The following is a 21,314-nucleotide window of genomic DNA, read 5'->3' on the forward strand; positions in this document are numbered from 1 at the left end:
TCATACTTTTTTAATATCTAAGAAACCAATTTCAACAGGAGTTTCACGACCAAACATATCAATGTTAATTGTAACAAACTGTCTTTGGTTATTCACTTCTGTAATAATACCTGTTGTATTCTCCCATACACCGGAAGTAACAACAACAGAATCTCCAACTTCAAACCCGCCTTCCATTTTTTCCTCACGAAGACCCATGCTAAGCATTTCCTCTTCTGTAAGTGGAACTGGTTTTGACCCTGGTCCTACGAATCCCGTAACACCTCTTGTATTACGAACAACATACCATGTATCATCATTCATAATCATGTTAATGAGTACATAAGCTGGAAACATCTTTTTCTGAACCTGTTTCTTAGCACCATTTTTTACTTCAACAACATTCTGCATTGGAACGGATACTTCTAATATCTGATCCTGAAGTTTTCTATTTTCAATTGTTTTTTCTATGTTGGCTTTTACTTTATTCTCATAACCGGAATAAGTATGAACCACATACCATTTTGCTTCTGACATATAATCACCCTTATCCTAATTGAAGAATTTTATCAAAACCGAATTTAATTCCTAAATCAATGATAGAAATTATAATGCCCAACGCTACAGTAACAACAACAACGCCAGCAGTCTGTTTTGTAAGGGCTTCTTTGTCAGGCCATATAATTTTCTTGAATTCAGACTTCAAACCTTTAAAAAAGCTATTCTTCTGGGCTGTTTCGTTAGTCTTTGCAGTATCTCCCATATTTTCACTTTCCTTTCATGCATTACAGAACAATTATTTAGTTTCTTTGTGTAATGTATGTGTTCTGCAGAATTTGCAATACTTCTTTGTTTCCATTCTGTCAGGATGAGTTTTCTTTTCCTTTGTCATGTTGTAGTTACGTTGCTTGCACTCTGTACATGCTAATGTGATTTTTACACGCACGATTGCCACCTCCAATTGATTATTATGATTTCAGTTTTACACGAATTTTTAGGCATAAAAAAAAGACCTATTTCATCTCGCTTGTCTACTATAACATAGAATTAAAGTTTCGTCAAGATGTTTTGCAGCGATAAATTATGTAAAAATTTACAAAAATTTATTTAAAAATCTGATTTTTTATTGTCTTCAATCCAATCATAGAAATTAACTTGTGAAATATATGGATACATGCTATGCTTTTAATTTTTATCATACGCATCTATCATCACTGTAGCTATTTACTAAGCTCTCTACAAACAAGATCATTATAAAAATTTAATAAAATTTCCATTTATTATTCTCATTCTATTATTAATTTTAGAAATCACTAGCAATTATACTAAAGATGTAATCGTCATATAATTTTCCTTTTAATTCATGATGTTCTCGCAATCTAGCATCCAATTTAAATCCAATTGATAATAGTAAACCTATTGACTTTATATTAAAACTAGCTGTTTGAGCATAAACTTTATTAATTTTTGCTACATTAATCAATATAAAACATACTTCTCTCATTACTCTCTTCATAATCCCTTTACTTCTATAGATACTATCCATATAATAGCCTATCTCTACACTTCTATTTCTTACATTAAAATCATATAATGATATACGTCCAATAATCCTATCACTTCGATTATTTTCTTCGTCTACTTCATATATACCAAGTAAAAAAGTGTTTTCATTCATCAACATATTATTGAATAAATCCAAAGTTTCTTCATCGGTTCTTTTTATTAATGGTCTACATGTAATTTCTGAATTATCATATATCTTACAATTCTTCTTAAATTCTAATAATTGTTCCCCATTTACTTTATCAACATAAACATTTTCATATCTGATAGGAAATATACCTTCTAATCGCTCTTTTAAATTCATATTGTCCATATTTCTTTTTTCTTTCATATAATCTCCTTCCAATCCTTATCTTCCATTTTGTTTATGTTGCAACAATTTAATTTTTCTCCTTTTTTTAATTCTATACTTTTTTCACTTTCAAAAAAATGCGTTTGATTATTACAATTCCATCAATTTCAGGAACCGAATTCTATTATCCCTAACATATATTTATAACAAATTACAAAAAAGACAGCAATGTAAAAATTACTCTTTCTTTTCTATTATTTGTAATAAACAACCATACCTGTTATACTATTCATTACAAATAATAGAAAAGGAGTAAACAATAAAATGAAAAAAAGCGTAAAAACCAAACTTGCATTATTACTAACCCTTATACTAACCGTTCCAGCGATTGCGAAAGCAGACTGGGGCGGTTGGTATGATGGCAATACTTCCAACACGTGGTACGGAGATGACGCCTATCAAGGAAAAATTACCGCGGATGGAATCGGACGTTATGAATATCGCCCAGAAAACGACTCTTTTTATTGTTTTTTAGAGTCATCCTCCAGTCAAAAATCGCAAGATTTTGTTATTATTGAAGATTCTATTTTAGGGAAACCTGTTACTGAACTGCTTTATATTATGATGGATGATGATCCGTTCTATACCGTGTCAAGCAAAGGATTCTATGTCCCGGATAGTGTCACAGATTTGGATTTATTTGTTTTTTGGGACGCTGATTTTCAAAATGTCTATTTATCAAAAGCACTTACTAAAATCCCCAAATGTGCTTTTACAGGATGTAAAAATGTAAAACAGCTTCAACTTCCAGATAAACTTAAAAAAATAAATGAAGAAGCATTTAGTTACTGCACAAATTTAAAACAAATAAAAATACCAGAGAAGGTAACCATAATCGAAAAAAAAGCATTTGAAAATTGCAAAAACCTTACAAAAATATACCTGCCTGCTAGTGTAAAAACAATTGAAAAAAATGTTTTTACAAGTTGTGATAAACTAACCATCTATTGCGAAAAAGATTCATATGCATACAAGTATGCGAAGAAAAACAAAATAAAAACAAAATTGCTTTCCAACAAAACAGTAAAAGCAACACAAATTACAAATCTGCCAAAATCAATTACGGTAGGGACTCACGAATCTTATCTTTTGTTCCCATTTATAGAACCATTTTATGCAACCAACCAAAAACTAGCCTATATCAGTGATGACCCTTCCATTGCAGAAGTCAATCAAAATGGAAAAGTAGAAGGAAAGAAAAAAGGTACGACTACCATTACCGTTATGACAACAGACGGAAGTCATCTCCAAGAAAAAGTAAAAGTAACCGTAAACCAGGGAAAAACGTCGATAAATCCTTATTTTTCCCTCTACCAATTGCTAAAGGGAACAACAGAATTTAATGTTGATGCTATGTTGTACAATCGAAATGAAAAAGCAACTTATCAAATCGAAAGCAGCGATTCTTCTATTGCTACCGCAAAAATAGAAAATGGAACATTAAAAGTAACTGCAAAAAAACAAGGAAATGCTGTCTTTGTTGTTACTGAGAAAAAGGGAAAAACAAAAAATGAAATTGGATCGTTCCCAATTAGTGTCGATACAAATAAGAAATTTTAATTTTTTCAGGGGCTGTTGCACGAAGTAATTCGTGCAACAGCCCCTGAATCCACTATTTGTATAAATAACCATACCTGTTATACTATTAATTACAAATAATAGAAAAGGAGTAAACAAGAAAATGAAAAAAAGCGTAAAAACCAAACTTGCATTATTACTAACCCTTATACTAACCGTTCCAGCGATTGCGAAAGCAGACTGGGGCGGTTGGTATGATGGCAATACTTCCAACACGTGGTACGGAGATACCTATCAGGCAGGAATTCCTGTGAATGGAATCGGACGTTATGGATATCAACCAGAAAACGACTCTTTTTACTGTTTTTTAGAGTCATCCTCCAACCCCAAATCGCAAGATTTTTTCAGTATTGAAGATTCTATTTGGGGAAAACCTGTTACTAAACTGCTTTATCTTATAATGGCGGCCGATGATCCGTTCTATGCCGTATCAAGCAAAGGATTCTATGTCCCGGATAGTGTCACAGATTTGGATTCACTTGTTTTTCGGTGGGCTGATTTTCAAAATGTCTATTTATCAAAAGCACTTACTAAAATTCCTAAATGTGCTTTTATAGAATGTGAAAATGTAAAACAACTTCAACTTCCAGATAAACTTAAAAGAATAGATGAAAAAGCATTTGCTTACTGCACAAATTTAAAACAAATAAAAATACCAGAGAAGGTAACCATAATCGAAAAAAAAGCATTTGAAAATTGCAAAAACCTTACAAAAATATATTTACCTGTGAGTGTAACAAAAATTGAAAAGAATGCATTTAAAGGTTGTGATAAACTAACCATCTATTGCGAAAAAGATTCATATGCATACAAGTATGCGAAGAAAAACAAAATAAAAACAAAACTACTTTCCAACAAAACAGTAAAAGCAACACAAATTACAAATCTGCCAAAATCAATTACGGTAGGGACTCACGAATCTTATCTTTTGTTCCCATTTATAGAACCATTTTATGCAACCAACCAAAAACTAGCCTATATCAGTGATGACCCTTCCATTGCAGAAGTCAATCAAAATGGAAAAGTTGATGGAAAGAAAAAGGGTACCACAACGATCACCGTTATGACTACGGATGGCAGTCATCTCCAAGAAAAAGTAAAAGTAACCGTAAACCAGGGAAAAACGTCGATAAATCCTTATTTTTCCCTCTATCAATTGCTAAAGGGAACAACAGAATTTAATGTTGATGCTATGTTGTACAATCGAAATGAAAAAGCAACTTATCAAATCGAAAGCAATAATTCAGCAATCGCAACGGCTAAAATTGTAGATGGAACTTTAAAGGTAACTGCTAAAAAAACCGGGAACGCTATATTTACAGTAAATGAGCTAAATGGTAAGAATAAAATTGAAATTGGTTCGTTTCCAATTAGTGTAGAAAGCAAATAAAAGCTCTCTACACTAATTTGTTATCATAATCAAAAATTATACATCATTTTAACCAAAGATGATTTTAAAAAACTAGTTATGAGTTAGAATCTCTTGATTTTGACTTCAACGGAAACATGATTGTAGCGGCAAATATTGTTGGAAACGGAAATCATGATTCTATCTTAAAAGTTACAAAAAAGACAGCAATGTAAAAATTACTCTTTCTTTTCTATTATTTGTAATAAACAACCATATTTGTTATACTATTCATTACAAATAATAGAAAAGGAGTAAACAAGAAAATGAAAAAAAGCGTAAAAACCAAACTTGCATTATTACTAACCCTTATACTAACCGTTCCAGCGATTGCGAAAGCAGACTGGGGCGGTTGGTATGATGGCAATACTTCCAACACGTGGTACGGAGATACCTATCAGGCAGGAATTCCTGTGAATGGAATCGGACGTTATGGATATCAACCAGAAAACGACTCTTTTTACTGTTTTTTAGAGTCATCCTCCAACCCCAAATCGCAAGATTTTTTCAGTATTGAAGATTCTATTTGGGGAAAACCTGTTACTAAATTGTTTTATCTTATAATGGCGGACGATGATCCGTTCTATGCCGTATCAAGCAAAGGATTCTATGTCCCGGATAGTGTCACAGATTTGGATTCACTTGTTTTTCAGTGGGCTGATTTTCAAAATGTCTATTTATCAAAAGCACTTACTAAAATTCCTAAATATGCTTTTGCAGGATGTAAAAATGTAAAACAGCTTCAACTTCCAGATAAACTTAAAAAAATAAATGAAGGAGCATTTAGTTACTGCACAAATTTAAAACAAATAAAAATACCAGAGAAGGTAACCATAATCGAAAAAAAAGCATTTGAAAATTGCAAAAACCTTACAAAAATATACCTGCCTGCTAGTGTAAAAACAATTGAAAAGAATGCATTTAAAGGTTGTGATAAACTAACCATCTATTGCCAAAAAGATTCCTATGCATACAAGTATGCGAAGAAAAACAAAATAAAAACAAAACTACTTTCCAACAAAACAGTAAAAGCAACACAAATTACAAATCTTCCAAAATCAATTACGGTAGGGACTCAGGAAACATATCTTTTGTTCCCATTTGTAGAGCCCTTTTATGCAACAAATCAGAACCTTGCTTATATCAGTGAAGATCCTTCGATTGCAGAAGTAAATCAAAATGGAAAGGTAGAGGGAAAGAAAAAAGGAGAAACTACCATTACCGTTATGACAACAGACGGAAGTCATCTTGAAAAGAAAGTAAAAGTAACGGTAAAAAAAGGAGAAATTGCCTTAAATCCATACTTCTCTCTTTATCAGTTGGAAAAAGGGACAACAGAGTTTAATGTAGATGCTATGTTGTATAATAGAAATCCGAAGGCAACTTACCAAATTGAAAGTAGTGATTCTAAGATTGCTACTGCAAAAATAGAAAAAGGAACATTAAAAGTAACTGCAAAAAAACAAGGGAATGCTGTCTTTGTGGTTACTGAGAAAAAGGGGAAAACAAAAAATGAAATTGGATCGTTCCCAATTAGTGTCGATACAAATAAGAAATTTTAATTTTTTCAGGGGCTGTTGCACGAAGTAATTCATGCAACAGCCCCTGAATCCACATTGATTCCAAAACTTTTGTTCATTATCATGGCTATATCTTATTTTAAAAACAGAGTCCAAAAAACTAAAAGTTTTTTGGACTCTGCTTTTTCAAGACTACCCGATGATAATTCACTTGCAAATGAACTGAACAGGTCTGTCGTTACAATTTTTGCACCTTTTTTTCTAACAAGCGCAATTCATTTTTATTAACGCTCAATTCCCCCATTGGCAAATAAATCGAATCCTCTTCTTTTAGCATATCTTCTTCCTGAAACAACTCTAACATTTCCCTAATATATCCTTGAATCACTTGTTTCTCCTTTGTACTTAATATGTTCATCATATTTCCTATAGCCTCCCAAATGTATTTTATTGTACTACCATTATATAGAACATATGTTTTTATGTCAAGAAGAAAATGGTTGCATTGGTAATATTTTAGTGATATCATTAATATATCATTAACAAAAAAACGAAAGGAGACTTCTATGAAACTCATATTATTTGGAGAATGGGACAATTCGTTTCAAATCTTACTTCTTTTGATGGTGTTTGACTATGTATCCGGTGTTTTAACTGCACTCTATAAAAAAGAATTTCGTTCCAATATTGGATACAAAGGAATTATAAAAAAAGTTGGAATGTTACTTTGTATTGCTGTATCCAGTCAAATTGATTCTTTACGCTTATATGATGGGGATATCTGTACTCGATCCGTGATTTTACTTTTCTTCAGTATCAATGAGATTTTGAGTATTTTCGAGAATTTAAACAAAATTGGAGTGACGATTCCTAATTCTATTTTGGAAGAAATCAAAAAAAAGTTACAAAAATAGTATTGACATAGTGATATCATTATGATATATTATAAGCACGCTAGCGAATATAAAACAAATGAAATCAAAACACAAAGGAGATTTTTAAAATGGATAAAAAATTTAAGCAATATACACTTACTTTACAAAAGATTAGAGATGTGGGAGATACAAAAGTTGGACAGGAAACAAACTTTGGTTGTATTGCAATCAATGGAAAGAAGGCATACTGTATTAAAACAAACACAGCAAATACAAGCAGCGATTTATTTTATTATTCAGATTATTCCAATACAAAGGTAAGTCCTAAACAAGTAGTAATTAAAAATAAACTGGGTCATGGAAATGGTGTTGCTTATTATAACAATGCTTTATGGGTTGCCACTAGAACGAAAAATATCGTAAAAATTGATTTAAATGATAATTATAAACGATATACGTTTGCTCCCTCTTCTGGTGATGTCAGTGTATCTGGAATAACACACTTTCATGATGATACATTTATTGTTAAAACGGGTAGCGGTAATTATAATGGCGAAAAATATATCGAATATAAAGTAATTACATTTGGTAAAGACAAAAAATATTCTTTTGATGGTACTAAACCTATCAAAGTAATTAATCCGAAGTATGATAACTTATTTAGAGTTCCTCAAGATATCTGCTATCACAATGGAAATCTGTATATTATTTTAGGAAAAAGAGAGAATCCAAATGACCCAAAATCTCCAATTAAAGAAAATGCTATTTTAGTTGTCGATTTAAGCAATAGACATACTGTCACAAAAGGGTTGGAAGGAAACATAGCTAAGGATTCTTACCCGGAATACTTTTACCCACAGGAAATTCTTGTTGTCAAGAAAAAAACTCATACTAGTTATGAGTTAGAATCTCTTGATTTTGACTCCAACGGAAACATGATTGTAGCGGCAAATATTGTTGGAAACGGAGATCATGATTCTATCTTAAAAGTTACAAAAAAGACAGCAATGTAGAAATTACTCTTTCTTTTCTATTATTTGTAATAAACAACCATATTTGTTATACTATTAATTACAAATAATAGAAAAGGAGTAAACAAGAAAATGAAAAAAAGCGTAAAAACCAAACTTGCATTATTACTAACCCTTATACTAACCGTTCCAGCGATTGCGAAAGCAGACTGGGGCGGTTGGTATGATGGCAATACTTCCAACACGTGGTACGGAGATACCGAGCAGGGCAGAATTTCTGTGAATGGAATCGGACGTTATGAATATCGCCCAGAAAACGACTCTTTTTATTGTTTTTTAGAGTCATCCTCCAGTCAAAAATCGCAAGATTTTCTCATTATTGAAGATTCTATCTTTGGAAAACCAGTTACCGGATTATTTTATCTTGTAGACGATCCATCGTTCTATACGGTACCAAGTAAAGGATTCTATGTTCCAGATAGTGTTACAAACTTAGAAATAACCGTTTTTGAATCAGCACAATTTCAAAATATCTATTTATCAAATGCTCTAACTATGATTTCAAAAGGCGCTTTTAGGTTTTGTGAAAATTTAAGTCAAATCCAACTTCCAAGCAATATTAAAACAATTTGTCAAGATGCTTTTATTCTTTGTACAAGTTTGAAAGAAATAAAAATCCCAAATAAAGTAAAAACAATACAAAAGAATGCTTTTAAAAATTGCAAAAACCTTACAAAAATATACCTGCCTGCTAGTGTAAAAACAATTGAAAAAAATGTTTTTACAGGTTGTGATAAACTAACCATCTATTGCGAAAAAGATTCCTATGCATACAAGTATGCGAAGAGAAACAAAATAAAAACAAAATTGCTTTCCAACAAAACAGTAAAAGCAACACAAATTACAAATCTGCCAAAATCAATTACGGTAGAGACTCACGAATCTTATCTTTTGTTCCCATTTATAGAACCATTTTATGCAACCAACCAAAAACTAGCCTATATCAGTGATGACCCTTCCATTGCAGAAGTGAATCAAAACGGAAAAGTTGATGGAAAGAAAAAAGGTGAAACTACCATTACCGTTATGACAACAGACGGAAGTCATCTTGAAAAGCAAGTAAAAGTAACCGTAAAAAAAGGAGAAATTGCTTTAAATCCATACTTTTCTCTTTACCAGTTGGAAAAAGGTACAACAGAATTTAATGTTGATGCTATGTTGTACAATCGAAATGAAAAAGCAACTTACCAAATCGAAAGCAGCGATTCTTCTATTGCTACCGCAAAAATAGAAAATGGAACATTAAAAGTAACTGCAAAAAAACAAGGGAATGCTGTCTTTGTTGTTACTGAGAAAAAGGGGAAAACAAAAAATGAAATTGGATCGTTCCCAATTAGTGTCGATACAAATAAGAAATTTTAATTTTTTCAGGGGCTGTTGCACGAAGTACTTCGTGCAACAGCCTCTGAATCCACAAACGTTACAATATTCCTTGCAAACGATAATTGTAAAAATTTTCTCGCCTTTTTTCCTATCGACAAGATTTAACACTTGCGATATAATGAGAATAGAATATTGTAATTTTTTTTAGTATTAAGGTCATTATCAGGAAAGGAGGTTTTTTCATGATACAAGCTGTTTATAATCATTTGCTTACTTGCTATTCACCAAAGCAGACAGCTGCTTCGAACAATACACACAAACGGAGCGAACTCAGAAGAATTTATAATCATATAATTAAGGTGAATAAAAATGCACCTTTGTACCGTATTAGCATGTCTGATGATAGTCAGCTATTTGCAATTGGTCTAAAAGAAGCATCCATGGAGTTAAATAACGTACTGTCTTCTTTCATACAACCTGACAATAACCCATTTGATGCAATCAATGCACACTCAAGTAATCCTGAAATAGCCTCTGTCAGTCTGCTAAATGACGACACCGAGAATTTACCTGAATCTTTTACATTGGAAATTGCTAACCTGGCAAAATCCCAGATTAATTCCAGTATTGAAGTACCAATAAAAGGTTATCGGCCAAAGTCTGGTTCCTATCGTTTTATTGCCAAAATAGACGATGAACAATATGAATTTCAATTTAAAGCAACTCCCGATGATGATAACCAAAAGATTCTTGCAAATTTATCAGATTTAATAAATAAAGCAGACATCGGTTTAAGTTCTTTTATCCACGAGGTTGATTCCTCCCACATAGAACTTCATATAACTTCAAACGAAACTGGTGATTGGGGAGAAAAATTATTTGAGTTACGAGATACGGATTCTCCTGCAAATCAAATTGGGCTTGTAGAATACTATGGATTAAATAACATAGTTCAGAATTCTTCAAATGCTTCTTTTTCAATTAATGGTGAGAAAAAAGAAGCCACAAACAACCAGCTCATATTAAATCGCTGTCTAAAACTTAATCTTTCTGCACCAACCGATGAACCAGTTAAAATTGGTTATATTCCAGACAGCAAAAAGATACTTTCTTCGGTAGAACAATTTACCGATACATACAATCATATCATTCAACTTGCAAGGGAATATCCATCACACCAGGGAATGTCCAGAAAATTGATTCAGGAAATAAAGCATAGTCTTACACCATTCAAAAATGATTTAGAATCCTGTGGTATTGAATGGAACGAAAAAAATCAACTTACAATTGATAAGTCTTTAGCAAGACAGGCGATTGAAGAAGGAGATATGCAGAAGCTTTTTTCTAAAGCCTCCTCCCTCGTTTCATCATTAATGAAAAAATCGGCTTATATTACAATTAATCCGATCGATTATGTAGATAAAACATTAATTACTTATCCGAACTTTCAAAAGCCCGGAATCAATCACCCATATGCTTCTTCTATCTACGGCGGATTATTATTTAATTATTACTGTTAACTTTTTTGTTATTTAAAAATCATAAGATAAGACATAGGAATTTCAAATAAAACAAATTCCTATGTCTTATTTATTTCTGATAACTTTACTTGTCCGTTTTCTTCTTTTCTTTTTTTCCCACATTCAAAAATTCACTTGGGGAATACCCCTCTATCTTCTTAAAAATTCGGCTAAAATAATTTGGATCATTATAACCGACCTTAAAGCACACTTCCTTAATCGTCTGCTTTCCTTCCATAAGAAGTCCCTTAGCCACATCCATACGGTAATTGGTCAGCCATTCGATATAATTTTTTCCTGTTTCTTCTTTAAAAACCTTACTAAAATGCTGTGGTGTCACTCCAACATAACTTGAAATTTCCTCTAGGCTAATTGGTTCCATATAGTATTCTTCCATATATCGGATTGCATTTCGAACACCCTCGGATTTTTTCCCAATACGATTGGAATGGACAGAATTAATAATAAATTCAAACTTCTGATATGCCCACATCTCAATTTTATCAAGCGAAATCGTTTTAACCTCTTCAAATGTTTTCCCATAATTGATGTAATCGATAGAATCCCTTCCGTCCACCTTTGCTTCATGTCCCGCCAGCACAATAAGCTCAAAAATACGATTTCTTCTCACCTCCTCCTGTAATGGACGAAGCATGTCTAAAAGCTCAGCAAATGTATCAACCGCACTCGCATTTCCAAATCGTACATTTTTTAGCACCTCTGTTTCCAGCTTAATATACTCTTCATGGGAAATATCAACATGCTCAATATCCCGGATTCGGACAACATTATGTACACCCTTATATCTCAAGCACCGGACAGCCTCTTCATAAGAATGATGAATATTTCTTAATTTTTGCTGACTTCCAACACCAATTGACACGTTAATCATAAACGTATCTTTTAAAGAAACAATAATGTGTGCTGCCAATTTAATATCTGACATGGAAGATTCCGAAAGTTCTTCTTTATCATTGCTTACTAAAACTAAAATCCGGTTAATAATCCTAGGTCCGACAACACATACATTATGTTGCGATATAATCTCTTTTAAATGCCGATATAAAATATCGTCATCCCGTTTTAAATTAATTGGACTATTCGATTCTTGGGAATCAATCTCAATATTTAAAATATAACCCGAATCGCCAAGACCAAGTAAATCACGATAACGATTCATTAAACCACTAAAATCACTATTAAATAATGTAGAATAAATGAAGCTATACTCCACATATTTATTTGCCTCGTCAATCCGCATCCCCTGTTCTTTTACAACTTCCTGCTCTCTTGTAATCAAACGGTGCCGCCTCATTGCCCTCTCAATTGCTGCCACTAAACTATTTTCATTAACAGGTTTTAATAAATAATCTACAGCTAAAAGCTGAAGTGCCTCTCGAACAAACTCAAAATAATCACAAGATGATATAAAAATAAATTGAGTAAATGGAGAAAATCCCCGAATTTGTTTTCCAAGCTCTAAACCATTAATCCCAGATACATTAACAGCCATAATCACAACAGCTACTTTTTCTTTATAAATGGATTCAATCATTCCAGAAAAATGATCTTCATAAATTACCGTATGTACTCCTTTTATCCTTTTTTTAATCATCTGTTCAATTATTTTTGCATGCTCTTTATCATTATCTGCAATAATAATCCGTTCCATACTAAATTCCTTTCCCTAATTTTATTCAACTGACCTATTAATCCGTTCGATTATCACTTTTCCTAAATAACCTATTATAATTCCGGTTCCAATCCCTGAAATCGCAAGAATTGGAAAATAATATATAATTCGTGCTGTTCCAACAAGGAAACCAGCCACTACAATTTGCCCCACATTATGAAAAAATCCTCCAAGTACACTGACTCCAATAACAGAAAATTTTTTCATTCTTTTTCCTAGCAGCATCGCGCCAAAACTTAACATTCCACCCGCTATACTATAAAGCATACTAAATAAATTGCTAAATGTAAATCCTACTAAAACAATCCTAACAATCGAAATGTAAAATGCTTCTTTTTCTCCTAAAAGATACAATGCGGTAACAACTACCAAATTGGCAATTCCCAATTTTACACCTGGTATCCCTATATGAAATGGAATAATTGCCTCAATATAACTAAAAATAAATGCCAATGCTATCATCATACCATTTCGTGCAATTCTTCCTGTCATCTCTTTTTCTCCATTCTCTTTGTATTTATTTTTTTGAAGCAAAAGCTATCACCCTGTTATTATATCAACCTCTTCATCCTGCCCGCCAATAACCTCAACAACGACTTTATTCGGCAGACAAACAATCGTTTCGCCTGTCTTTCCAACTTTCCTTTGATGAACACAGACCAAATCCTGACAGGAAGCCTCTTCCATATACGCGCTATGATCTTTGATTACAATAATATTTTCGTTTTCTTTTGCTGAATGAATTATAATCCTCTGGTTTTCATCTAAAGAATACTGCCCATACTTTTTTCCATTCACTGTAACCAAAATTTGTTTTCCCGGCTCCTCAATCCATTTTTGCAGTCCAAGGGAGAAAATAGAAATTATTAATAACACTATAATTAAAATTTTATCATTTCGATTCAAATTCGTTTTCTCCTTTTTTTACGATTTAAAATATACCATTTCATATAGTATAACATAAAACGCATAGAAACATGTAAAAAATAGACGAATTTTCTTGACAGCTCTTTACTCCTCTACCTATAATACTGGTATCATAATATATTTTTACAAAAATAGTCCAAGAGGTACATTATGTTAAACTATATAAAAAAATTAAGTTATTTTTTCATAGAATCCATTGTATTATTTCTGGTGATTCTTTCTTTCCTATTGCTTAAAACAACACTTTCAATTAATCAAAATTGGATTATAGTTCTTCTTATTATTTCCTTCTGTCTTGTTCTAATTATAAAAATTCAAATAAAAAAATGGAATCGCTTCCGAATTCTACACTTTTCTATAAAAAAAGTAGACAAAATGACAGGAATTGAATTTGAAAATTTTTTACTCACCTATTTTAAATCTCTAGGCTGTGAAGCCCAAACGACAAAAGCTTCAAATGACTATGGTGCAGATTTGATTCTAGAATATAAAAAGAGGAAAATATCCGTTCAGGCAAAACGCTACCAGGGAACCATTGGCGTAAAAGCGGTTCAAGAGGTAATTGGCTCCATGGCTTATTATAATACCGACTGTGGTCTGGTCGTCACGAATTCTTATTACAGCAAAAATGCAGAAGAACTGGCTTTTGCAAATAATGTAATTTTATGGGATAGGGATGTTTTAATTCAAATGATGAATCACGAAAATATGACCGGATATCTTAGTGAATTTTTATAACATTATTAAGAATAATTTGTCAACTTCTCCGAATTATTACATTTTTATTACTTTTTATTGCGTTTTCATTAATTTTTTGCTATATTAGTAAATGGAAAATGTTTTAGGAGGGGTATACATAATGTTACATAGAGGGAGACGGCAACTTGCTATCTTATTAATGGCTTTTACATTTTTAGTTGGAAGTATGCCAGCTATACATGCTTATGCTGCTTCAGAAGAAGATGATAAAAAACAAGAATCCGTTAAAGAAATTGATGAGAATAATAGAGATTCAGATAATAAATTGTTAAAAACTCAAATAATTACGATAAAAGGAAGTAATTTTGTAGCCGATACACTAAACGGCGTTGAGGCACTTTACCGCACCGGTGGTAACGACGGAAGCAATGCAACCTATTCTTGTGCAGCTTATATTAAACGTTACTATAAAGAAAATTTTGGTGTTTCTGTCAACAATCTTTTTGGTGGAAGAACACCAAACGCTTCCAAAGGAAACTTTCGTTCTGTCAAAAAACCTCAGGTTGGTGATGTTGTAGCCTGCTCTAGTACAAGCGGTTCAAACCATTGGGCTGTTGTAAAAAAAATTAATAATAATAACACGGTTACACTAATCGAACAGAATTGGAAATGGTCCCAAGGCGGTCAGACTTTATGCAAAATTAACCGCAGTATTTCTGTTGCAAGCGCAAAGTTTTATCGTTTAAATCAATAGTACATAAATTATACAGAAAATCAATTTTGAATTCGATTTTACCCAGGGAGGATGCTACCTTTTTTGCATACCTCCCTTTTCATTTTGGTAAACTTCTCTTTCCTTATGGAACATGAATTGTATTCTGGTGAAGATATTTTTCCTTGGTGGCCAACCCCCCGCGAATATGACGTTCCGATTTGTTTAAGTCAAGCACGGCTCTGGCCTTCTTTGCTAATGCAGGATTTATAACGGATAAACGTTCTGTAACATCCTTATGTACAGTACTTTTGCTAATTCCAAATTGCTTTGCTGTCTGCCTTACAGTAGCATTATTTTCAATAATATAATTAGCAATACTAACTGCCCGCTCTTCGATATATGCCTTCAAAAAATCCCCTCGAAATATGTTTTTTACATCTTATGCACAAACCCGGATTTATATGAATTAGCTATAATCAAAATTTTGGACTTTGTCATCCTAGTGCTATGCAATTTCTTCTGAATTTTTCTTAATTTCACCAACAACTAACATAATTTCTTTTGCCGTTCCCAAATCGTTTTTAAATAATGAAGTAATACTTCCTACACTTCGAAATGGTTCTTGCATAAACACTGCATTATCATCTACATTTCCATTTGCTACAATATAATCAATTATCAAACGGACAAATTTTATCTGATTACTATTCAGCCTCTCCTCCGAAAGGAATTTGCTAAATGCCTCATTAACTGCCGTTCGGTCGACCCCAACTATTTTTCTGATTAACGCCCCAATTGGTGTATCGCCATATTCTTTCACGTAATCTTCTCGGGTTCCCAACTCTTTCCATAAAATTTTTTCTAATTCTTTTAAATCGCTTTCTGACAATCGCTTATTATTTCTTATTTTATAAACTGCAAGATTATCTTGATGCTCTTTTAAATAAAATTCTACCTTTTTACGATAATTTTTCAAATCATTTTCCAATTTTAATGGTGTTCCTTCCAAACTGGCAACAATTTCATCATTAAAATCCGTATAGTAGATTCTTTGTCTTTCTTTTTCTATAAACTTCAACAAATCCCGGAGTGCTTTTCTTACGAAATCGAGGTTTAATGGATTCACATTCTCCCAAAACTCTTCTGTCATTACTTTTTCGATGATATTCCTTTGTTCCTTTACCTCTGAAATATTATAAAGTTTTGACAGCTCTTCTGCTGTTTTAATAATTCTGTTTATCGTCAGCGAAGCATTATTTCCCTGTAAAATTGCTAAGCTCACACTATAAATTAAGTAATCAAATCTTCGAACTAACTCATCCTCTTTTGCCGGTGTAACAAGTGGGGAAATATGTTCTTTTATTTCTGCAATTTCAATAGATTCTAAATTGTCCCAAGAAGATAATTCTTTATATTTTTCAACAAATCGCAGATGCCCTTTTACACGAAAACTATTTTGATTCAATGCAACAACACTCCCTTGTAATTCATTGACCAAATTTCTCCGATAACTCACAAAAGCATCATCAAGCATATACTTCGACTCCTGAAGTTCTCTTACTATCATTGTCTTTGTATTATAAATTTTTTCACTCATAGAAGCCATGATTCCACCTTCCGTTCCATGAGTATCCGCCCGGAAAAATTCAAAGTTATTGCAAAAATCAAAAATAAGAAATTTTTCCTTATCAATTCCTGCTCCAAATAAATTCGGACACAATCTGGTTCCACGACCTATCATTTGCCAAAACTTGCTAAATGAACGAACCTTTTTAAAAAATACAAGATTTAAAATTTCAGGAATATCAATTCCTGTATCAAGCATGTCAACACTGACTGCAATCTGTGGCATTTTATCTTTCGTACTAAAATCGTCAATTAATGTGTCAACATATTTAATACTATAATCAATCTGTTTTATAAAGTTCTCTCCATATTCCGGATATCGCTTATGAAAACGCTCTACAATCGCCTGGGCATGTCTGCTATTTTTTGCAAAAATTATAGTTTTTCCTAACTTATCTCCACCTTCTACTTTAAGTCCACACTCCATTAATTTTTTTAAAACTAAATCTATCGTGTCTTTGTTGAAAAGCCATTCATTAACTGCTGTGTTTGATATATCTTTATCAATTTGCTCATCATCTTCAAACGTTTCATCAAATAAATCTTTCTCTTCATCAGACAAATCATCATAGTGAATTCCCTCTTCCATAATTTTAGATTTCACTTCAATTGTTGTATAATCAACCAAATACCCCTCTTGTACTGCCTTATCCAATTCATACGCAAAAGTAGGGACACCACGTTCCAAATCAAACACACTATATGTATTTCGGTCAATTTCATTTTTTGGCGTTGCAGTCATTCCTAATAACATTGCATCAAAATAATTAAAAATATCCTGATACTTTTTATATATGCTTCGATGAGATTCGTCTATAATAATTAAGTCAAAATGTGCAGGAGTAAATAACTTTTCCCCATATTTCGTTTTTGTTTCATCAATCGCATTCATCATTGTTGCATAAGTAGAAAAAATCATCCTACTCTGCTCAGGATTATCTCTGCTATCAAGCAAATTACAGCAGGTTAAATTAGGAAGTAAATTCACAAAGTTCTTTTTTGCCTGCTTTACCAAAGCTGTCCGGTCTGCCAAAAATAAAACATTTTTAACATAATTATGGCGAGTAAGGACATCAACAATACTGATACTAACTCTCGTCTTTCCACTTCCTGTCGCCTGAACAATAAGCATCTTCCGTTGTTTTTTCTCAATCGCTTCACATACTGCAGTAACAGCCTCTTTTTGATAAGGACGATTTGTTATCGCATCACTTATCTTTATACGTCCAAGTGGTTTTGCCGATATCCGCCGGTCAATTTGCAATTGCAAATCTATTTTAGAAAAAAATCCCAGTACCTTTCTTGGGCTATAACCTCTCACATCATCGGTACAGTAAATTTCAAATCCGAATCTGAATCTGAATCTGTTTTTTTCTGTAACATTCCCTTTAGCTCCGCTAGTTCCTTTTGAATTTCCATTTCTAAATTTTCAATTCGTTTAAGAATCACTTCAGAAGGGTCGTATTCGATTCTTTCGTATTCGATTTCTTTATATTTATTAATTGACAAATCATAATCATTGTCTCTAATTTCCTCAATCGGTACCAGAAAGCTTTGTTCCTTACGTGTTCTTTCTGTTTCTTTTTCTCTATTGTAAAACCGCTCAATAATATCCGGGATATCATTCTCCTCAATCGGCTGGCGCTTGTCATCTAAACTATACCCATCCGCCTTCATATCATAAAACCACACATGATCAGTTCCACCATTTGTTGTTTTCGTAAATATTAAAATCGCAGTTGATACTCCTGCATAGGGTTTAAACACACCGCTTGGCATTGAAATAACTGCCTCCAGTTTATTATTATCAACAATTTCTTTACGAATTTGCTTATGTGCCTTACTGCTGCCAAATAGCACACCATCCGGAACAATGACAGCCGCCCGACCACCAATTTTCAATATCCGTAAAAATAAAGCCAAAAACAGCAATTCCGTTTTCTTCGTTTTTGTCACCTTCAACAAATCTGCCGAAACACCGTCATAATCTAAGCTTCCTTTGAACGGCGGATTAGCAAGTACAAGAGAATATTTTTCACTATCTGTATTATTCTCAGATAAACTATCTTTATAAGAAATATTTGGATTATCAACTCCATGAAGCATCATATTCATTGCACCAATTCGCAACATAGTCCGGTCCATATCAAAACCATAAAACATATTATTGTTAAAATGCTCTCTTAATCCGGCATTTAAAAACAAATCCGAATGATTTTCTCTCAGATAGCTCTGTGCTTCAACTAAAAAACCAGCACTCCCCATTGCCGGGTCAACAATTGTATCACTTGGTGTCGGTTTCATTAGTGCAACCATCATTTTAATAATATGTCTGGGTGTACGAAATTGCCCATTTGTACCGCTTGTAGCCACCTTATTTAGCAAATATTCATACAAATCTCCTTTTGTATCTGCTTCCGATAAGTCTAGTCCGTCAATTCCATCTACAATTTTTGATAGCATTGCCGGTGTCGGAATTTTAAAAATTGCATCACCCATATACTTTGCATAAGCAGAATCACCATCTTGATGCAGATTTTTGATAAATGGAAATACGCCATTTAATACAATATTATACATTTCTTCCGCAGAACCCAGATTTTTAAATCGACTCCAGCGATACTTTTGACACTCTTGCGGAAAAATTCCCTCATATGGAATTCCTAGAAAATTAGCCTCTGTTTCTTTCGTTGTTTCAACATCATCCAACTGTTTTATAAATAACAGATAAGTAAACTGCTCAATAACCTCTAAAGGATTCGCAATTCCACCCGTCCAAAACGTTTCCCAAATTTTATCTACCTTACTCCTTAGTTCACCTGTAATCATGATCGTTTCTCCTTCTAAACATACTGTTTTCATTATATCAAAAAACCCCATTAATGTAAAAATTATTAGACTCTTTATCCAAATTGAATCGGTATTGTTTTCTATGATATAATAAACAATGCTATAACAAACGATAAAGGAGAAAAGTTGAGCTTATATGATAAATAAAGAAAACTACAATAAAGCAATTTTAATCTCTATTTTGACCCTCGCATGGCCCACGGTTTTAGAACAATTTTTACAGACAATCGTTCAGTATATTGATACTGCAATGGTCGGACAGTTAGGTGCAAAAGCAACTGCGGCTGTTGGTATCAGTACTACAGTTAATTGGCTCATTAACAGCCCTTTATCTGCTGCCGGTGTCGGACTAACCGCATACATTGCCAAATCAATCGGTGCAAAGCAATATGAAAATGCCAAAAAGGCTTCCGTACAATCCATTTTTCTTACTTTAAGCCTTGGAATTTTTATCGGCATTCTTACATTAGGCATCAGTCCGTTTCTTCCTAATTGGCTTGGTGCAGAAGCCTCCATTCAAAAAGAAGCCAGCACCTATTTTGCAATTATTTGCCTTCCAATGTTATTTCGTGCTTCCATTATTTTGTTCGGAGCTGTTCTGCGCGCCGCTGGTGACACAAAAACGCCAATGCGGGTCAATGTTACAATGAATCTGATTAATATTATTTTAAATTACATTTTTATTTACGATACCAAAACCATCAAAATTTCTTCTGCCACCTTTACAATATGGGGTGCAGGTCTTGGTACTACAGGTGCAGGACTGGGTACTGCCATTTCTTATGTAATTGGTGGTCTTTATATGATAATCGTCTGGTATCGTACACCTGTTATATCACCCGCACACCAGTCAATTCGAATTAACAGACACATTCTTCATGCTTGTGTAAAAGTAGGCTTTCCTGTTGCATTAGAACGAACTTTTTCCTGCTTAGGTCATGTTGTATTTACTTCTCTTGTAGCCAATCTCGGTACAATTGCTTTTGCTGCTCACACAATTGCATTAACTGCAGAAGAAGCCTTTTATATTCCCGGATATGGAATGCAGGCTGCGGCTGCCACATTATCCGGGAACGCAGTTGGTGCCGGAGATAATCTTAAATTAAAACATATAACCCGTACCCTACTCTGGCTTATCGTGGCAATCATGGCAGCCAGTGGCGGTTTACTCTTTTTTAATGCTTCTTTTATCATGAGCATATTTACAAAAGATTCGGACGTGATTCATCTTGGAACAACTGTACTTAAAATGGTTGCCATTTCAGAACCTGTTTTCGGTATCGCCGTTATTTTAGAAGGAATTTTTAATGGAGTCGGCGACACACTGGTACCCTTTTTTATTTCTCTTTCCTGTATGTGGGGCATCCGAATCCTAATGACCTATTTATTTATTCATTTTGGGAATGCGAATCTGCCCACTATATGGTGCTGTATGATAGCCAATAATGTATGTCAGGGCTGTATTATGTTTTTTCGCTATAAACGTGGAAACTGGAATCCAATCGGAAAAAAATAATGGTTTTTCTTGTATTTTTCGCTTTAAAGCTTTTCCGCGTCAAAGTTTTAAAGAATTTTTATGCGATTTGCTTGACATTAAATTTTTCTTTTCCTATAATGAGAGCAGATTGACCTAAAATTAATAAAAAACAATG

General features: G+C 33.1%; 21 protein-coding genes. 10 read left to right on the plus strand and 11 right to left on the minus strand.

The window, feature by feature from the left end; genetic code table 11:
- The 4 genes from nusG to FYJ58_RS02910 form a co-directional block, all read right to left on the minus strand.
- Positions 1-516: a transcription termination/antitermination protein NusG gene (nusG, locus tag FYJ58_RS02895; protein ID WP_154516976.1), complete on the minus strand. Its 516-nt coding sequence runs from the start codon at positions 514-516 to the stop codon at positions 1-3.
- Between the two features lie 10 nt (positions 517-526).
- Positions 527-742 (minus strand): preprotein translocase subunit SecE, encoded by a 216-nt coding sequence (gene secE, locus FYJ58_RS02900; protein ID WP_154516979.1) that lies wholly within the window; start codon positions 740-742, stop codon positions 527-529.
- Positions 743-775: 33 nt separating this feature from the next.
- On the minus strand, positions 776-925 hold the full coding sequence (gene rpmG, locus FYJ58_RS02905; protein WP_328597782.1) for a 50S ribosomal protein L33: 150 nt from the start codon (positions 923-925) through the stop codon (positions 776-778).
- A 357-nt stretch (positions 926-1,282) separates the two neighbouring features.
- The gene (locus FYJ58_RS02910; RefSeq protein ID WP_154516985.1) at positions 1,283-1,876 is read right to left on the minus strand and encodes a GNAT family N-acetyltransferase; all 594 of its coding nucleotides are present in this window, start codon (positions 1,874-1,876) and stop codon (positions 1,283-1,285) included.
- Positions 1,877-2,161: 285 nt separating this feature from the next.
- Here FYJ58_RS02910 and FYJ58_RS02915 point away from each other — a divergent pair, with 285 nt between their 5' ends.
- The 3 genes from FYJ58_RS02915 (at position 2,162) to FYJ58_RS02925 (ending at position 6,445) form a co-directional block, all read left to right on the plus strand.
- Positions 2,162-3,457 (plus strand): leucine-rich repeat protein, encoded by a 1,296-nt coding sequence (locus FYJ58_RS02915; protein WP_154516988.1) that lies wholly within the window; start codon positions 2,162-2,164, stop codon positions 3,455-3,457.
- Positions 3,458-3,578: 121 nt separating this feature from the next.
- Positions 3,579-4,865 (plus strand): leucine-rich repeat protein, encoded by a 1,287-nt coding sequence (locus FYJ58_RS02920; protein ID WP_154516991.1) that lies wholly within the window; start codon positions 3,579-3,581, stop codon positions 4,863-4,865.
- Between the two features lie 284 nt (positions 4,866-5,149).
- Positions 5,150-6,445 carry a leucine-rich repeat protein gene (locus tag FYJ58_RS02925; RefSeq protein ID WP_154516994.1) on the plus strand — a complete coding sequence of 432 codons (1,296 nt, stop codon included), beginning with the start codon at positions 5,150-5,152 and terminating at the stop codon, positions 6,443-6,445.
- 196 nt (positions 6,446-6,641) lie between these two features.
- On the opposite strand, the gene FYJ58_RS02930 is transcribed toward FYJ58_RS02925, so the two are convergent.
- Positions 6,642-6,824, minus strand: a complete 183-nt coding sequence (locus FYJ58_RS02930) for a hypothetical protein (RefSeq protein WP_154516996.1) — start codon at positions 6,822-6,824, stop codon at positions 6,642-6,644.
- A gap of 145 nt (positions 6,825-6,969) precedes the next feature.
- Here FYJ58_RS02930 and FYJ58_RS02935 point away from each other — a divergent pair, with 145 nt between their 5' ends.
- The 4 genes from FYJ58_RS02935 (at position 6,970) to FYJ58_RS02950 (ending at position 11,152) form a co-directional block, all read left to right on the plus strand.
- Entirely contained in the window at positions 6,970-7,317 is a 348-nt protein-coding gene (locus FYJ58_RS02935) for a phage holin family protein (RefSeq protein WP_154516999.1), read from the plus strand.
- An 89-nt stretch (positions 7,318-7,406) separates the two neighbouring features.
- Complete coding sequence (locus FYJ58_RS02940) at positions 7,407-8,291, plus strand: hypothetical protein (protein WP_154517002.1); 885 nt, start codon at positions 7,407-7,409, stop codon at positions 8,289-8,291.
- Positions 8,292-8,381: 90 nt separating this feature from the next.
- Positions 8,382-9,671, plus strand: coding sequence for a leucine-rich repeat protein (locus tag FYJ58_RS02945; RefSeq protein WP_154517005.1), 1,290 nt, complete (start codon positions 8,382-8,384; stop codon positions 9,669-9,671).
- A 203-nt stretch (positions 9,672-9,874) separates the two neighbouring features.
- Entirely contained in the window at positions 9,875-11,152 is a 1,278-nt protein-coding gene (locus FYJ58_RS02950) for a hypothetical protein (RefSeq protein WP_154517008.1), read from the plus strand.
- An 85-nt stretch (positions 11,153-11,237) separates the two neighbouring features.
- Here FYJ58_RS02950 and FYJ58_RS02955 read toward each other — a convergent pair whose 3' ends face one another.
- The 3 genes from FYJ58_RS02955 to FYJ58_RS02965 are packed head-to-tail and all read right to left on the minus strand — an operon-like array spanning position 11,238 to position 13,751.
- Positions 11,238-12,824 (minus strand): response regulator transcription factor, encoded by a 1,587-nt coding sequence (locus FYJ58_RS02955; protein WP_154517011.1) that lies wholly within the window; start codon positions 12,822-12,824, stop codon positions 11,238-11,240.
- 21 nt (positions 12,825-12,845) lie between these two features.
- On the minus strand, positions 12,846-13,337 hold the full coding sequence (locus tag FYJ58_RS02960; RefSeq protein ID WP_154517014.1) for a Gx transporter family protein: 492 nt from the start codon (positions 13,335-13,337) through the stop codon (positions 12,846-12,848).
- Positions 13,338-13,385: 48 nt separating this feature from the next.
- Positions 13,386-13,751 (minus strand): NusG domain II-containing protein, encoded by a 366-nt coding sequence (locus FYJ58_RS02965; RefSeq protein WP_154517017.1) that lies wholly within the window; start codon positions 13,749-13,751, stop codon positions 13,386-13,388.
- 171 nt (positions 13,752-13,922) lie between these two features.
- Between FYJ58_RS02965 and FYJ58_RS02970 the strand changes: the two genes are divergently transcribed.
- Both FYJ58_RS02970 and FYJ58_RS02975 read left to right on the plus strand, forming a co-directional pair.
- Positions 13,923-14,510 (plus strand): restriction endonuclease, encoded by a 588-nt coding sequence (locus FYJ58_RS02970; RefSeq protein ID WP_154517020.1) that lies wholly within the window; start codon positions 13,923-13,925, stop codon positions 14,508-14,510.
- Between the two features lie 121 nt (positions 14,511-14,631).
- The gene (locus FYJ58_RS02975) at positions 14,632-15,225 is read left to right on the plus strand and encodes a CHAP domain-containing protein (protein WP_205839135.1); all 594 of its coding nucleotides are present in this window, start codon (positions 14,632-14,634) and stop codon (positions 15,223-15,225) included.
- 103 nt (positions 15,226-15,328) lie between these two features.
- Here FYJ58_RS02975 and spoIIID read toward each other — a convergent pair whose 3' ends face one another.
- From spoIIID to FYJ58_RS02990, 3 genes are all read right to left on the minus strand, one after another.
- A complete protein-coding gene (spoIIID, locus tag FYJ58_RS02980; RefSeq protein WP_154517026.1) occupies positions 15,329-15,595 on the minus strand; it encodes a sporulation transcriptional regulator SpoIIID in 267 nt (88 codons plus the stop codon).
- A gap of 96 nt (positions 15,596-15,691) precedes the next feature.
- Positions 15,692-18,076, minus strand: a complete 2,385-nt coding sequence (locus FYJ58_RS02985; RefSeq protein WP_331464139.1) for a type I restriction endonuclease subunit R — start codon at positions 18,074-18,076, stop codon at positions 15,692-15,694.
- A gap of 53 nt (positions 18,077-18,129) precedes the next feature.
- Positions 18,130-19,641 carry a type I restriction-modification system subunit M gene (locus FYJ58_RS02990; RefSeq protein WP_154517029.1) on the minus strand — a complete coding sequence of 504 codons (1,512 nt, stop codon included), beginning with the start codon at positions 19,639-19,641 and terminating at the stop codon, positions 18,130-18,132.
- A gap of 157 nt (positions 19,642-19,798) precedes the next feature.
- Here FYJ58_RS02990 and FYJ58_RS02995 point away from each other — a divergent pair, with 157 nt between their 5' ends.
- Positions 19,799-21,178, plus strand: coding sequence for an MATE family efflux transporter (locus FYJ58_RS02995; RefSeq protein ID WP_154517032.1), 1,380 nt, complete (start codon positions 19,799-19,801; stop codon positions 21,176-21,178).
- The last annotated feature ends 136 nt before the right edge of the window (positions 21,179-21,314 follow it).

It is taken from the genome of Velocimicrobium porci (assembly GCF_009696045.1).
Lineage (GTDB): Bacteria > Bacillota > Clostridia > Lachnospirales > Lachnospiraceae > Velocimicrobium > Velocimicrobium porci.

Bases quoted from the DNA above. Each gene is read 5' to 3' on its own strand.
- FYJ58_RS02950 (WP_154517008.1), top strand. From the start codon at position 9,875: ATGATACAAGCTGTTTATAATCATTTGCTTACTTGCTATTCACCAAAG.
- FYJ58_RS02920 (WP_154516991.1), top strand. From the start codon at position 3,579: ATGAAAAAAAGCGTAAAAACCAAACTTGCATTATTACTAACCCTTATA.
- FYJ58_RS02970 (WP_154517020.1), top strand. From the start codon at position 13,923: ATGTTAAACTATATAAAAAAATTAAGTTATTTTTTCATAGAATCCATT.
- FYJ58_RS02995 (WP_154517032.1), top strand. From the start codon at position 19,799: ATGATAAATAAAGAAAACTACAATAAAGCAATTTTAATCTCTATTTTG.
- FYJ58_RS02955 (WP_154517011.1), bottom strand. From the start codon at position 12,824: ATGGAACGGATTATTATTGCAGATAATGATAAAGAGCATGCAAAAATA.
- nusG (WP_154516976.1), bottom strand. From the start codon at position 516: ATGTCAGAAGCAAAATGGTATGTGGTTCATACTTATTCCGGTTATGAG.
- FYJ58_RS02940 (WP_154517002.1), top strand. From the start codon at position 7,407: ATGGATAAAAAATTTAAGCAATATACACTTACTTTACAAAAGATTAGA.
- FYJ58_RS02910 (WP_154516985.1), bottom strand. From the start codon at position 1,876: ATGAAAGAAAAAAGAAATATGGACAATATGAATTTAAAAGAGCGATTA.
- FYJ58_RS02945 (WP_154517005.1), top strand. From the start codon at position 8,382: ATGAAAAAAAGCGTAAAAACCAAACTTGCATTATTACTAACCCTTATA.
- FYJ58_RS02960 (WP_154517014.1), bottom strand. From the start codon at position 13,337: ATGACAGGAAGAATTGCACGAAATGGTATGATGATAGCATTGGCATTT.
- FYJ58_RS02930 (WP_154516996.1), bottom strand. From the start codon at position 6,824: ATGATGAACATATTAAGTACAAAGGAGAAACAAGTGATTCAAGGATAT.
- FYJ58_RS02975 (WP_205839135.1), top strand. From the start codon at position 14,632: ATGTTACATAGAGGGAGACGGCAACTTGCTATCTTATTAATGGCTTTT.
- secE (WP_154516979.1), bottom strand. From the start codon at position 742: ATGGGAGATACTGCAAAGACTAACGAAACAGCCCAGAAGAATAGCTTT.
- FYJ58_RS02925 (WP_154516994.1), top strand. From the start codon at position 5,150: ATGAAAAAAAGCGTAAAAACCAAACTTGCATTATTACTAACCCTTATA.
- FYJ58_RS02915 (WP_154516988.1), top strand. From the start codon at position 2,162: ATGAAAAAAAGCGTAAAAACCAAACTTGCATTATTACTAACCCTTATA.
- FYJ58_RS02935 (WP_154516999.1), top strand. From the start codon at position 6,970: ATGAAACTCATATTATTTGGAGAATGGGACAATTCGTTTCAAATCTTA.
- FYJ58_RS02990 (WP_154517029.1), bottom strand. From the start codon at position 19,641: ATGATTACAGGTGAACTAAGGAGTAAGGTAGATAAAATTTGGGAAACG.